Genomic DNA, 13859 nt, shown 5'->3' with positions numbered 1-13859 from the left:
TGTTTATGCCCGTCGAGTTCACGGATTATGCCGAGATTACGTTTATATACATACCAGGCTGAACAGCAGGAAAGAAGCGCCCTGCAGGGGAGACAGAGAGATCATGGCGGGTTTTTCAGACATGAAAAAGGAGGCCGGAGCCTCCCTGATATTTCATTAAAACGCCCCTGGTGAAGGCGGTATGACTAAAAATTACTTAATATTCAAAGTGACGTCGATGTTGCCACGGGTAGCATTGGAGTAAGGGCAAACCTGATGGGCTTTCGCCACCAGCGCTTCTGCTTCGCTGCGTTCGAAGCCCGGCAGGGTGATATCCAGCTGAACTTCGATACCGTAACCGCCAGGAATTGCGCCGATGCCTACTGCGCCTTCAATTTTCGCGTCCGCTGGGATCTTAATTTTTTCCTGTGCTGCAACAGCTTTGAGCGCGCCGAGGAAGCAGGCCGAATAACCGGCTGCAAACAGCTGTTCAGGGTTGGTGCCGCCGCCCATACCGCCCATTTCTTTTGGTACACCCAGTTTGACGTCAAGAACGCCGTCGTCAGAAGTCGCACGACCATCACGACCACCGGTGGCTGAGGCATGAGCACGATACACAACTTTTTCAATAGACATATTTCGTTCCTTAATCAGTGAGAGCCATAAAATACTAAACGATTTAATCGCACACTACTTATTTGATTCTATCAAACGAGTCCAAGATGCTCCTTCAGACTCGTCTGTTTAACACTCTTCAAAGCGTAGTTTTACGCTTTATCCTGAAGCTTAGCCCGTAAGACTTCAAGCTGCTGCTTCAGCGCCACAATCTCGCCAACTTCACATTCGGTCGCACACAAAATGGCTTCGGGAATTCCCTGCGCTTTTTCGCGTAACGCCCTGCCTTCGGCGGTCAGGGAGATAATCACCTGGCGCTCATCGGCTTTCGCCCGCTGACGCATCAGCAAACCGGCGGTTTCCAGACGCTTTAATAGCGGCGTTAAAGTGGCAGAATCAAGAAACAGTTTTTCGCCGATTTCAGATACCGTGACTTCATCACGCTGCCAGAGCACCAGCATCACCAGATATTGCGGGTAAGTCAGTTCGAGTTGCCCGAGCAATTTACGGTAAACCTTATGCAGTGCCAGATTCGCGGAGTACAGCGCGAAACACATCTGTTGATCCAGATGCAGCATGCCGTTTTGTGTTGAGTCGGTATCTGTTGTCATGTTCATGTCGCCAATATATATAGCGCGCGATATTATCGCAAGCGTTTTTTATGTTATCTCAACCAGACGGTTCAGAAACCTTCAATTCGCTGCAGCATATACGGATAAAACGGGTTAGATGAAACCCGCATCAGCTGATCCATACTCACGACCAGCGCGCCGCTTTCACCCCGGGCGGCCAGTGTCCCAAGCCGAAGCCCAAATTGCGCCGGACCTTGTGGATTGCGCCCGTACAGCGAATCGTCTGTCGGAAAAGGCAGCGCGACATGCGAAAGCGAATAGAATTCTGAAGGATAGCTCAGACCCAGTGGCGTAACTGAAGCGCTGTTTTGCCCCGCCACTGTGGTTTGAGCTACCGTGGCTGCATCATCCGGCGAGGCATTAGTAATCACCGTCGTCTGATAGGCACGCGGCGGCGCAGGCAACAGGCGCTCTACCGCCGCTTCTGATGAAGGACGCAGCAACGGCCCGACGTACGCACTGCGGTTGATATCAAACAGTACCAGCTGGCTGCCGTTTGCCGGGAGCTGATTAAACAAGGCGGTTACCACCGCGCGGGCACTGACCGTAGAATCGACCACTGACTGGAAAGCCAGCACAGGCGGTAACTGTGAAAGCTTACCGGACTCTGCGTCTTTACTGATTTGCTGTTGCAAAACATGGGTCAGCAGATAAGACTGACGCGCCGCTTTCACCGGGAATGAATTGTATTTAAACGGATTAAATTCCGGCATCAGATTCAGCCAGGCCGTTTTGGCGAAGGCCGGGAAAATTGCCGGCCAGCCTGCATATCCGGCAAAGCGCGCGAAGCTGGTCACGCCGATCATCGGGGAAATCAGCACCACGCGCGAAGGCCGTGCCAGCTCAGGGTCATCGAGTGAATCCAGGGTGTATTTCATGGCCAGCGCACCGCCATTGGAAAAACCGACCAGTTGCAGCGGTACATCCGCACCCGCTGCACGTCGTGCCTCGCGGATTGCCAGCCGCGTTGCCGCCAGCCACTGTTCCCAGTCGACGCTGGTCAGGCCGCCCGGCACGGTGCCGTGTCCGGGCAGGCGGATACCGACGGCGACGAATCCACGGCGACGATAATCCTGCGCAATATGGCGCAGGCTGTAAGGGGAATCGGTCAGACCGTGTAACAACACCACCGCGCCGACCGGTTTACCGTCGGGCATCAGCTCATAAGAGCGGTTCCAGTCCTGCGCAAAATGCTCGGGATAAATCGGGCTGCGATCGTAATAGCGGTTAAGCGGAATACGGTCCTCTCTGTCGAGTTTGTCCGTCACCTGCTGCTTCACTTCAGCAAACGCCTGCTGCTCCGCGCGCAGATACGCCGGCCAGTCGCTCTTATCCAGTTGCTCTGTACTCAGCTCGTCGGGCACCAGTTTGTGCCAAGGCTCAAGCGGTGGCCCCTGTAAGGCGTCATAAGTGCGTACAGCCAGCAGCGTAATAATCACCAGAATCAGCGCCAGTAACAGCTTTTTCAGGCGTTCAGAGAGATGACGAAGTTGCATTAATTACTTTTCCTGTTCCTTAAGTAACGCGGCTTTCCGGGCTGCAAACTCAGCCTTCACCTGTTCGTGAGGAATGACGGGGCGCGGATCATCCAGTGATTCCTGAACCCGTTTCCGGAACCACAGATCATAGGTGGCTTCATCCATCGCGGCAGCTTCATGCGCCCTTTTTAGCGCTGCCGACCGGTCGGGGCGAGTTCCTTTACCGCTCCCTACAGGATCATAGTCGGTAATATCCACTTCGAACTGGTTTATGCCCAGGTCTTTTAAATAAGCCGCCAGCGTGTCGAAGCGCTTGAAAACCCGCACTTTACCGCTGCGTTGTGCGATAAGGGTCCGCTGATGTTCGCCGTATCTGATCATTATTATCCATCCTCCCTGTTGTGCGACCACGCTGAACTGGCTGACCGCACCAGCTTCTGCCAGACAAATTAATGTGGAATGGTCGATAGTTTCTTTAGACATATCCATACCAGCCTTTCTGCAAATAATAATAAATCATCGGTTCATACAACTATATAACGATACATCTGCTGAGCCAGATTTATCTTTTTGATGCGAGGCATCGCGCAAATTTTCGCCCCATTTTTGCTCAGTTGCATTCCGTTCGTGGTGCAACAAATATACAACCCGGTCATGATGCAATAAACAAACCTAATAAAATCAATCAATAATGATGTGGCACAGGCTTTGCTTAGATGAATTCAATCTTGTATACCAGATGGGATTCAAAACATGGCTTCAGTTTCAGACACCGCCGCATCACCCTTTCGCGGTTTTACCTTGCGGGAATGGCAGCAGCATTACCGTAATGCGCCGGACAGCCTGCGCACCACGCTTTCTCTGGTAATGGGAAGCCTGAGTCAAAGCGACAATGCCTGGATTTATCTCGCCACCGCAGAGCAGCTTGAGGCGCAAATCCTCCACCTTGAAACCCTGCGCGCTCAGGCTGAAGGCTCGCTGAGTACCCTGCCGTTGTTTGGTGTGCCATTCGCCGTTAAAGATAATATGGATATCGCAGGCTGGCCGACCACGGCGGCGTGTCCGGCATTTGCTTATACCGCAGAAACAGACGCCACCGTGATTGCCAGACTGAAAGCCAAAGGCGCGATAGTGATTGGCAAAACCAATCTCGATCAGTTCGCCACCGGACTGGTCGGCACCCGCTCGCCGTTCGGCGCGGTAGCTAATACCTTCAATCCTGATTACGTCAGCGGCGGCTCCAGCTCTGGCTCGGCCTCAGTGCTGGCACGCGGGCTGGTGGCCTTTTCGCTGGGCACCGACACCGCCGGTTCCGGGCGCGTTCCGGCAGGCTTTAATAATGTTATCGGGCTGAAACCGACCAAAGGCTGGCTGTCGAATACCGGCGTGGTTCCGGCATGCCGCCTCAATGATTCCGTCTCGATTTTCGCCCTGACAGTCGCCGATGCTCAGGCCGTCGCCCATGCTGCGGGCGGATATGACGCCGCAGATGCCTATTCACGTAAAAATCCGCACACCGCCCCCGTCGCCATGTCACCGCATCCGCGCTTTGCCGTGCCAGACAGTCTGGAATTCTTCGGCGACGCGCTGGCGGAATTTGAGTTCGATCAGGCGCTGGAACGTCTGAACAGCAGCGGCATCACCCTCGTCCCCGTCGATTTCACACCGTTTCGCGAACTGGCCGAGCAATTGTATTACGGCGCGTGGGTGGCAGAACGCACCGTGGCGGTGGGTGAAATTTTCGAAGAAAGCCCGGAAGCGATGGATCCTGTAGTACGCGGGATTGTCGCCAATGGCCTGAACTACACCGCGTGCGATGCCTGGCGCGCCGAATATTTACGCGCAGAGCTGTCACGCAAAATCAATCTGACGCTGGAAGGATTTGACGCACTGGTGGTGCCAACATCACCGACCATCCGCACACAGCAAGAGCTGGTTCAGGAACCGGTGCTCTACAACTCGCAGTTTGGGATTTACACCAACTTTACCAATCTGGCGGATTTGTCCGCGCTGGCGCTGCCTTCCAGCCTGCGTGCCGACGGCCTGCCCGCCGGGATCACACTGATCGCGCCGGCCTGGCACGACGATGCACTGGCCAGTTTTGGCCGTCATTGGCAGCGCAGCCTGAGCCTGCCGCTTGGCGCAACCGGGCGGGCAATGAAATCCGAAGAATTCATGACATCTGCGCCGGTCAGTGCTGCCAGTGTGCGCATCGCCGTGGTTGGCGCACACCTGACCGGCATGCCGCTGAATTTTCAGCTCACCAGCCGCAATGCGGTGCGCGTCGAACAGACCACTACCGCGGCAACCTACAAACTTTACGCCCTCGCCAATACCCAACCGCCAAAACCGGGGCTGGTGCGGGCAGAAGGCGGCAGCGCGATTATCGTCGAACTGTGGGATATCCCGCTGGCGCGCTTCGGTGAATTCGTCGCTGAAATCCCGGCACCACTCGGTATCGGCTCGCTCGAACTGGCCGACGGACGCATCGTCAAAGGCTTTATCTGCGAGCCGTGGGCGACTGGCGAGGCCACCGATATCACCGCATTTGGCGGCTGGAGAAGTTACATCCAGAGCCTGAAATCACCGGTAAAAAGCTGAGGGCGCGTACATGTTTAACACCGTTTTAATTGCTAACCGTGGCGAAATCGCCTGCCGCGCGATCCGCACGCTTAAACGTCTGGGCGTCACCAGCGTGGCGGTTTATTCCGACGCTGACCGCAATGCGCCGCACGTCACGCAGGCTGATATCGCCATCGCGCTTGGCGGCGAAAAGGCCAGTGAAAGCTACCTGATGATCGACAAAATTCTGGCCGCCGCGAAAGAAACCGGCGCGCAGGCGATTTATCCGGGCTACGGCTTTTTATCCGAAAGCGCAGAATTTGCCGATGCCTGCGGGACGGCGGGCATTGCGTTTATCGGTCCGACCGCCGGACAAATCCGTGAGTTTGGCCTCAAACACCGTGCCCGTGAATTAGCCGGTGCCGCGAATGTGCCGATGACGCCGGGCACCGGGTTGCTCGGCAGCCTTGACGATGCAGTCAGCGCCGCAGCAGAAATCGGTTATCCGGTGATGCTGAAAAGCACCGCAGGTGGCGGAGGCATTGGCCTGACGCGCTGTGACGATGAAGATGCCCTGCGCGCCGCGTGGGACAGCGTGAAGCGTCTCGGCGAGCAGTTTTTCCGGGATGCCGGTGTGTTTCTCGAACGCTTTATCGATCGCGCCCGTCACGTCGAAGTACAGATTTTTGGCGACGGCAAAGGCCGTGTGGTTGCGCTCGGCGAACGCGACTGTTCGTTGCAGCGCCGCAATCAGAAAGTGGTGGAAGAGACCCCTGCGCCCAATCTGCCCCAGGCCAGCCGCGAAGCGTTACATCGCGCCGCCGTGCAGCTGGGCGAATCGGTGAATTACCGCAGCGCCGGAACCGTTGAATTTATCTATGACGCCGCGCGCGACGAATTTTATTTTCTCGAAGTGAATACCCGTTTGCAGGTGGAGCATCCGGTCACCGAAATGGTCACCGGCCTGGATCTCATCGAATGCATGTTAAAAGTCGCCGCAGACGAGCCGCCGGACTGGCCTGCAATGGAAAAAGCCCCGCAGGGCGCGTCGATGGAAGTGCGAATCTATGCCGAAGATCCGCTGAAGAATTTCCAGCCGAGTCCGGGCGTGCTGACCGAAGTCTTTTTCCCCGAAGACGTGCGCGTTGATGGCTGGGTTTCTGCCGGCAGTGAAGTGTCGGCATTTTACGACCCGATGATTGCCAAACTGATTGTTAAGGGTACCGACCGTCAGGACGCACTGGCGAAAATGTCTGCCGCGCTGGCCGCCACCCGCCTGCACGGCATCGCCACCAATATCGATTATCTGCGTCAGGTGGTTGCCACGCCGGTGTTCCGCGACGGTGAAATGTGGACGCGCATGCTCGACAGTTTTGCCTTCTCACCAAACGCCATCGAAGTGATCGCGCCCGGCACTTACAGCAGCGTGCAGGATTATCCGGGGCGTCTCGGTTACTGGGATATCGGCGTACCGCCTTCAGGTCCGATGGACGATTTTGCCTTCCGTCTCGCCAACCGCATTGTCGGCAATCATCTGGATGCCGCCGGTCTGGAATTCACGTTACAGGGGCCAGTGCTGCGTTTTCATTGCGACGCGGTGATCGCACTGACCGGCGCACGCTGTCCGGCGACGCTCGATGGCGAAGCTGTTTCTTACTGGCAGCCGGTGAACGTAAAAGCCGGTCAGACGCTGACGATTGGACGCGCCATGCAGGGTTGCCGCACGTATCTTGCCGTGCGTAACGGTTTCGACGTACCGGTATATCTCGGCAGCCGTTCGACCTTTGCACTCGGACAGTTTGGTGGTCATGCCGGCCGGACGCTGCGTGTTGCCGACATGCTCACCGTTTCGCAGCCGGAGCTCGCGGCCTGCACTACGCCCGCGCCGGTCGGTTTGCCACAGGCGGCGGCGGAAAATATCGTTTCGCCTTACAGCGACATCTGGAATATCGCCGTGCTTTACGGGCCGCACGGCGCGCCGGATTTCTTCACCAGAGAATCTATCGACACTTTCTTCCGGTCTGAATGGCAGGTGCATTACAACTCTAACCGTCTTGGTGTGCGGCTGGTCGGCCCGAAACCGCAGTGGGCACGGCAGGACGGCGGCGAAGCCGGTCTGCATCCGTCGAACGTGCATGACTGCGAGTACGCCATCGGTGCGATTAATTTCACCGGCGACTTCCCGGTCATTCTGACCCGCGACGGACCAAGCCTCGGTGGTTTCGTCTGTCCGGTAACCATTGCCAAAGCCGAATTGTGGAAAGTCGGTCAGGTGAAACCGGGCGATAAAATCCGTTTTCATCCGGTCAGTTTTGAACAGGCACAGGCGCTGGAACTGGCGCAGCAAGCCACGCTGGATTCGCTGATGCCAGTCAACGCGATGGCGCTGCCGGTGCCGTCGTTGCTGCCGGACACCACGGCTTCCGCCACCATTCTCGCGGCATTACCGGCGACGGCTGAACGTCCTGCGGTGGAATATCGTCAGGCGGGCGATGGCTATGTGCTGATTGAGTACGGCGACAACGTGCTGGATCTGGCGGTGCGTATGCGCATTTACCTGCTGATGAACGCCATCAAAGCCGCCGGTCAGCAGGGTATTGAAGAACTGTCGCCGGGCGTGCGTTCGCTGCAAATCCGCTACGACAGCCGCGTGTTGCATCAGACAGCGTTGCTGCAACATTTACTGACGCTGGAACACAATCTGGCCGATGTCAGCCAGCTCAAAATCCCGACCCGCATCGTGCATATGCCGATGGCATTTGAAGATTCCGCCACGCTCGGCGCGGTCGAACGCTATCAGCAAACTGTGCGGGCCGACGCACCGTGGTTGCCGAATAACGTCGATTTCATCCAGCGCACCAACGGGCTGGCGAGCCGCGACGAAGTAAAAAACATCATTTTCGACGCCAGCTATCTGATCCTCGGGCTGGGGGATGTGTATCTCGGCGCGCCGTGTGCGGTGCCGGTCGATCCGCGCCATCGCCTGCTCAGTTCCAAATACAACCCGGCGCGCACCTTTACTGCCGAAGGCACGGTGGGCATCGGCGGCATGTACATGTGCATTTATGGCATGGATTCGCCGGGCGGCTATCAGCTGGTCGGCCGCACGCTGCCCATCTGGAATAAGTTTCTCAAGAATGAGCAGTTTAAAAACGGCGAACCCTGGCTGCTGCATTTCTTCGATCAGGTGCGGTTTTACGAGGTGACCGAAGCCGAACTGGAGATCCAGCGCGAGGCGTTCCGCGAAGGCCGTGCTCACATCCGCATCGAAGAAACCGAGTTCGATTTTGCGCAATATACGCAATTTCTTGTCGATAACGCCGCCGATATTGCTGACTTCCGCTCGAAACAAACCGAAGCCTTTACCCGCGAAGTGGCGCACTGGCATGAAGCCGAAAGCGCCGCGGTGGAAGCCGCCGCCAACGCCGTGCAGTTAGTGGAAGACGATGCGGATCAGGACGGGCATGTCGTCAGCGCCGACCTGAACGGCAACGTCTGGAAAATTCTGGTAGAGCCGGGCCAGCAGGTCGAAGAAGGCCAGCCGCTGATCGTGGTCGAAGCCATGAAAATGGAGCTGTCAGTGAATGCGCCGTGCGCCGGAACCGTACTGAAAATCAGTTGCCAGCAGGGGCGTCCGGTCGGACCGGGCGATGCTTTGCTGTGGCTGGACGCAGCCGTTTAAGGCTACCGACATACAGGGAATATTACATGCAACTGACGGGCTCTACATCTTCACGCAGTAAAAACCGTCCGCAAGGGCTGGCGGAACGCATTTATCAGCAACTGAAAGACGACATTTTCAGCTTCCGCCTGCTGCCCGGTGACCGGTTTAGCGAAAACGACATCGCCGACCGGATGGAGGTCAGCCGCACCCCGGTGCGTCAGGCACTGTTCTGGCTGGAACACGAAGGCTATGTCGAAGTGTTTTTCCGCAGCGGCTGGCAGGTTCGTCCGTTCGATTTCGATTTTTTCGAGCAACTGTATGACCTGCGCATCGTGCTGGAACTGGAAGCGGTGAAGCGTCTGTGTGCCCTGCCGCCCGCCGCTCAGCCGTTGCAACTTGGCGAGCTGAAGGCCTTCTGGATCGATCAGCCGCAACTGACTGATGGCCAGCTGGTGTCGCGCTATGACGAAGAGTTTCACATGACGCTGGTCGCTGCGGCCGGAAACGCCGAAATGGCGCGTATCCACCGCGAGCTGACGGAGAAAATCCGCATTATCCGGCGTCTGGATTTCACCAAAGGTGAGCGCGTCAACGCCACCTATAAAGAGCACGCGGGCATTTTGCTCGCCATCATCCAACAACAGACTGAGGAGGCACAGCGCCAGTTACACGACCACATTGCCGTCAGTAAAGCCGAGGTGCGCAAAATTACCCTGCATATGCTGCACCGGGCGCGGGCGGAGAGTGACGAGGGCAACCCGTCATGACTTTTTTAAATGTTTTTTCGACTTCCTACATAACAGCGTTCTCTTAACTTTTTCCAGAGGGTACATCTATGCAACGTCGACGTTTTATTAAAGCCTTTGCTCTTTCCGCCACCGTAGTCAGCATGGGTTTAGCCTGGAGCGCGCAGGCTGCCGACACCATTAAAGTCGGTATCATGCATTCGCTTTCCGGCACCATGGCTATTTCCGAAACGCCGCTGAAAGATGTGGCGCTGATGACTATTGACGACATCAACGCCAAAGGTGGCGTGCTCGGCAAAAAGCTCGAGCCGGTGGTGGTCGATCCGGCTTCTAACTGGCCGCTGTTTGCTGAAAAAGCCCGTCAGTTGCTGACGCAGGATAAAGTTGCGGTGGTGTTCGGCTGCTGGACGTCGGTGTCGCGTAAATCCGTGCTGCCGGTGTTTGAAGAGCTGAACGGCCTGCTGTTCTATCCGGTGCAGTACGAGGGTGAAGAGATGTCGCCAAACGTGTTCTACACCGGCGCCGCGCCTAACCAGCAAGCCATTCCGGCGGTGGAATATCTGATGAGTGAAGACGGCGGCGCGGCGAAACGCTTCTTCCTGCTCGGCACCGACTACGTGTATCCGCGCACTACCAACAAAATCCTGCGCGCCTTCCTGCATTCCAAAGGCGTGAAAGACAGCGACATCGAAGAAGTCTATACGCCGTTCGGTTACAGCGATTATCAGACCATCGTCTCAAACATTAAGAAATTCTCCGCAGGCGGCAAAACCGCCGTGATCTCCACCATCAACGGCGATTCCAACGTGCCGTTTTACAAAGAGCTGGCCAATCAGGGCGTAAAAGCTACAGACGTCCCTGTGGTGGCATTCTCGGTCGGTGAAGAAGAACTGCGCGGCATCGACACCAAACCGCTGGTTGGCGATCTCGCGGCATGGAACTACTTCCAGTCGGTGGATAACCCGACCAACAAGAAATTCGTGGCTGAATGGAAGGCTTACGCTAAGGCGCACAACCTGCCGAACGCCGATACCGCAGTGACCAACGACCCGATGGAAGCGACCTATGTCGGCATCCATATGTGGGCGCAGGCGGTAGAAAAAGCCGGTACGACGGACGTGGATAAAGTCCGTGCCGCGATGGCCGGACAGACCTTCGCCGCGCCGTCCGGCTTCACGCTGACCATGGATAAAACCAACCATCACCTGCACAAACCGGTGATGATCGGCGAAATCGAATCTAACGGTCAGTTCAACGTGGTCTGGCAGACCGATAAACCGATCCGCGCCCAGCCGTGGAGCCCGTATATCGCGGGTAACGATAAAAAACCAGATACCCCGGTGAAAACGACTAACTGATTGTTTTAGCTTCTTCTTACGAAGAGGTTGAAGAGTAAACCGGTCAGCTCCCTCCCCTGCGAAGGGGAGGGTTGGGGTGGGGTATTAATGGCGACTGTGTTGCTTGCAAAAACCCCTCCCGGCCTCCCCCTTCGCAGGGGGAGGAGCAAACCAGCATTAACTTTATGCGGCGAGAACATTATGAGAATCCTCATCCGATCACTGCTTTTCCTGCTTTGTTGTCTTCCTTTGCTGGCCGAGGCGGGTGCGGCGAATGACTTTGCTGCCGCCAGCCGCAGCCAGCAGGCCACGTTATTACAGCAATGGGCGGCGGATCCTCAGCCGGAAAGGCTGCCGCTGCTCGAGGCACTAAAGCAGGAAAACGTCGTCATCGACGAAGCAAAACACGCATTCATCCGCAATGGCGATCGGCTGACGCCGCTGGAAGGCGACGTCAAACCGCAGGGTGACAGTAAAAAAGTCTGGCTGAACAACCGCCTGCGTATTTTGATTGCTAATGCCCTTTCCGCACACCGTCTGGTGAGCACCGACAGCGCCGTTCGTTTGCAGGCCGCCAGAGCCTTACAGCGTGAAGCGCAGGCCGATCAGTTGCCGCTGCTGACACATCGTCTTGAACTGGAAAAAGACAGCGCGGTTCACGATGCCCTTTCCATCGCGCTGGCAAATTTACAGCTGGCCGATGCCAGTCCGCAGGTCCGCCTGAAAGCCGTTGAACTGCTCGGCACATCGGGCGATCCGGATACGCAAGGTCGTCTGCAAAGTCTGACCGACCCGAAAACTGAAGCCGATGCAACAGTGCGCAATGCCGCACTCACCAGCCTGAAAGCAGTGCAGCATCGCCTGATGATCGGCGATCTGCTTGGCCAGGCATTTACCGGTTTGTCGCTTGGCTCGATTCTGCTGCTGGCCGCGCTGGGACTGGCTATCACTTACGGTTTGCTGGGCGTGATTAACATGGCGCACGGCGAAATGTTAATGCTCGGTTCCTATTCGACCTACATGGTGCAGTCGCTGTTTCAGCATTACGCGCCGGGGTTGCTGGCGCTGTATCCGCTGGTCGCGCTGCCGGTAGCCTTTTTCATTACGGCCGGAATTGGCATGGCGCTGGAGCGCACGGTCATCCGCCATTTATACGGGCGTCCGCTGGAAACCCTGCTGGCGACGTGGGGCATCAGCCTGATTCTGATTCAGGGCGTGCGCGTGCTGTTTGGCGCGCAGAACGTTGAAGTGGCGAATCCCGGCTGGCTCTCCGGCGGTATTCAGCTGTTGCCGAATCTGGTGCTGCCGTATAACCGCATCGCGGTGATCATCTTCGTCATGCTGGTGCTTGGTCTGACCTGGCTGCTGCTCAATAAAACGCGTCTTGGTATGAACGTGCGCGCCGTGACGCAAAACCGCGCGATGGCCGCCTGTTGCGGCGTACCGACCGGACGCGTCGATATGCTGGCGTTCGGCCTCGGTTCCGGCATTGCTGGTCTGGGCGGCGTCGCGCTCTCGCAACTGAGTAACGTCGGACCGGAACTCGGTCAGGGTTACATCATCGATTCCTTCTTAGTCGTGGTGCTCGGCGGTGTCGGACAACTCGCAGGTACCGTGGTGGCGGCCTTTGGTCTGGGCATCGTGAACAAAATTCTTGAGCCGGAAATCGGCGCGGTACTGGGTAAAATCCTGATCCTCGCGCTGATAATCCTGTTTATCCAGAAACGTCCGCAGGGACTCTTCGCCTTCAAAGGCAGGGTGATTGACTGATGAGCCAGCCGCTGACGATTACCGGCGTACAAAAAGCGCCGAAGGTTGCGATTTCGGTGGGCACGCTGGTGCTCATCATTCTGATTGTGATGCCGTTTCTGGCGCTGCTTCCCGCCACAAATCCGCTGGCGATCTCCACCTACACGCTGACGCTGATCGGCAAGATCCTGTGTTATGCGATCGTGGCGATCGCGCTCGATCTGGTGTGGGGCTACGCCGGATTATTGTCGCTGGGTCACGGGCTGTTTTTCGCCCTCGGCGGTTATGCGATGGGCATGTATCTGATGCGACAGGCCGCAGGCAGCGGGCTGCCGGACTTTATGTCGTTTCTGTCGTGGACCGAGTTGCCGTGGTTCTGGGCGGGCACGCAGCATTTCGCCTGGGCGCTGTGCCTGATCGTGCTGGTGCCGGGCGCGCTGGCGTTTGTATTCGGCTATTTCGCCTTCCGTTCAAAAATCAAAGGCGTGTATTTCTCGATCATGACACAGGCGCTGACCTACGCCGGTATGTTGCTGTTTTTCCGCAATGAAACCGGCTTCGGCGGCAATAACGGTTTCACCGGTTTCACCAACCTGCTCGGCTTTCCGGTCACCGCCACCGGCACCCGCGTGGGATTGTTTTTAGCCACGGTTTTGGTGCTGGTCGCCAGTCTGGCACTCGGCTTTGCGCTGGCACGCAGTAAATATGGCCGCGTGCTGACGGCGGTACGCGACGCAGAAAACCGGCTGATTTTCTGCGGCTATGATCCGAAAGGTTTCAAGCTGTTCGTCTGGACGATTTCCGCCATGCTGTGCGGCCTGGCAGGGGCGCTGTACGTGCCGCAGGTCGGCATTATCAACCCCAGTGAAATGTCGCCGACCAACTCCATCGAAGCCGCGATCTGGGTGGCGCTCGGCGGGCGTGGCACACTGATCGGCCCGATTATTGGCGCAGGTATCGTCAATGGCGCGAAAAGCTGGTTCACCGTCGCCATTCCCGAATACTGGCAATTTGTCCTCGGCGGCATGTTTATTCTGGTGACGCTATTCCTGCCGCAAGGTGTGATCGGCCTGCTGCGCAAAAGGAAATCCTGATGA

Annotated in this window: 10 protein-coding genes; 6 read left to right on the top strand and 4 right to left on the bottom strand. The window is 56.9% G+C overall.

Going from position 1 to position 13859, the window contains the following annotated elements; all coding sequences use genetic code 11:
* Positions 1-192 precede the first annotated feature (192 nt).
* From J1778_RS06675 to relB, 4 genes are all read right to left on the bottom strand, one after another.
* Entirely contained in the window at positions 193-615 is a 423-nt protein-coding gene (locus J1778_RS06675) for an organic hydroperoxide resistance protein (protein ID WP_112291684.1), read from the bottom strand.
* Between the two features lie 131 nt (positions 616-746).
* A complete protein-coding gene (locus tag J1778_RS06670) occupies positions 747-1211 on the bottom strand; it encodes a MarR family winged helix-turn-helix transcriptional regulator (protein ID WP_369920440.1) in 465 nt (154 codons plus the stop codon).
* A gap of 65 nt (positions 1212-1276) precedes the next feature.
* A complete protein-coding gene (locus J1778_RS06665; protein WP_217172507.1) occupies positions 1277-2722 on the bottom strand; it encodes an alpha/beta hydrolase in 1446 nt (481 codons plus the stop codon).
* A 3-nt stretch (positions 2723-2725) separates the two neighbouring features.
* A complete protein-coding gene (relB, locus tag J1778_RS06660; RefSeq protein WP_217172506.1) occupies positions 2726-3187 on the bottom strand; it encodes a type II toxin-antitoxin system RelB family antitoxin in 462 nt (153 codons plus the stop codon).
* Positions 3188-3457: 270 nt separating this feature from the next.
* Between relB and atzF the strand changes: the two genes are divergently transcribed.
* The 6 genes from atzF to urtC all read left to right on the top strand — a co-directional run bounded on the left by atzF (position 3458) and on the right by urtC (position 13856).
* Complete coding sequence (atzF, locus tag J1778_RS06655; RefSeq protein ID WP_217172505.1) at positions 3458-5305, top strand: allophanate hydrolase; 1848 nt, start codon at positions 3458-3460, stop codon at positions 5303-5305.
* Between the two features lie 10 nt (positions 5306-5315).
* A complete protein-coding gene (uca, locus tag J1778_RS06650) occupies positions 5316-8948 on the top strand; it encodes an urea carboxylase (protein WP_217172504.1) in 3633 nt (1210 codons plus the stop codon).
* Positions 8949-8974: 26 nt separating this feature from the next.
* Positions 8975-9697: a GntR family transcriptional regulator gene (locus J1778_RS06645; protein WP_217172503.1), complete on the top strand. Its 723-nt coding sequence runs from the start codon at positions 8975-8977 to the stop codon at positions 9695-9697.
* 68 nt (positions 9698-9765) lie between these two features.
* Entirely contained in the window at positions 9766-11034 is a 1269-nt protein-coding gene (urtA, locus tag J1778_RS06640; protein WP_217172502.1) for an urea ABC transporter substrate-binding protein, read from the top strand.
* Positions 11035-11214: 180 nt separating this feature from the next.
* Positions 11215-12783, top strand: coding sequence for an urea ABC transporter permease subunit UrtB (gene urtB / locus J1778_RS06635; RefSeq protein WP_217172501.1), 1569 nt, complete (start codon positions 11215-11217; stop codon positions 12781-12783).
* Positions 12783-13856: an urea ABC transporter permease subunit UrtC gene (gene urtC / locus J1778_RS06630; protein WP_217172500.1), complete on the top strand. Its 1074-nt coding sequence runs from the start codon at positions 12783-12785 to the stop codon at positions 13854-13856. The genes urtB and urtC overlap by 1 nt, the downstream gene beginning before the upstream one ends.
* Positions 13857-13859 lie beyond the last annotated feature (3 nt).

The sequence above is a fragment of the Rahnella bonaserana genome (assembly GCF_019049675.1).
In the GTDB taxonomy this organism is placed as follows: domain Bacteria; phylum Pseudomonadota; class Gammaproteobacteria; order Enterobacterales; family Enterobacteriaceae; genus Rahnella; species Rahnella bonaserana.
This window is presented reverse-complemented; position numbering and strand designations above follow the sequence as displayed.

Coding starts and splice junctions, on each gene's coding strand:
- J1778_RS06675 (WP_112291684.1), bottom strand. CDS start 615: ATGTCTATTGAAAAAGTTGTGTATCGTGCTCATGCCTCAGCCACCGGT.
- J1778_RS06670 (WP_369920440.1), bottom strand. CDS start 1,211: ATGAACATGACAACAGATACCGACTCAACACAAAACGGCATGCTGCAT.
- J1778_RS06665 (WP_217172507.1), bottom strand. CDS start 2,722: ATGCAACTTCGTCATCTCTCTGAACGCCTGAAAAAGCTGTTACTGGCG.
- relB (WP_217172506.1), bottom strand. CDS start 3,187: ATGTCTAAAGAAACTATCGACCATTCCACATTAATTTGTCTGGCAGAA.
- atzF (WP_217172505.1), top strand. CDS start 3,458: ATGGCTTCAGTTTCAGACACCGCCGCATCACCCTTTCGCGGTTTTACC.
- uca (WP_217172504.1), top strand. CDS start 5,316: ATGTTTAACACCGTTTTAATTGCTAACCGTGGCGAAATCGCCTGCCGC.
- J1778_RS06645 (WP_217172503.1), top strand. CDS start 8,975: ATGCAACTGACGGGCTCTACATCTTCACGCAGTAAAAACCGTCCGCAA.
- urtA (WP_217172502.1), top strand. CDS start 9,766: ATGCAACGTCGACGTTTTATTAAAGCCTTTGCTCTTTCCGCCACCGTA.
- urtB (WP_217172501.1), top strand. CDS start 11,215: ATGAGAATCCTCATCCGATCACTGCTTTTCCTGCTTTGTTGTCTTCCT.
- urtC (WP_217172500.1), top strand. CDS start 12,783: ATGAGCCAGCCGCTGACGATTACCGGCGTACAAAAAGCGCCGAAGGTT.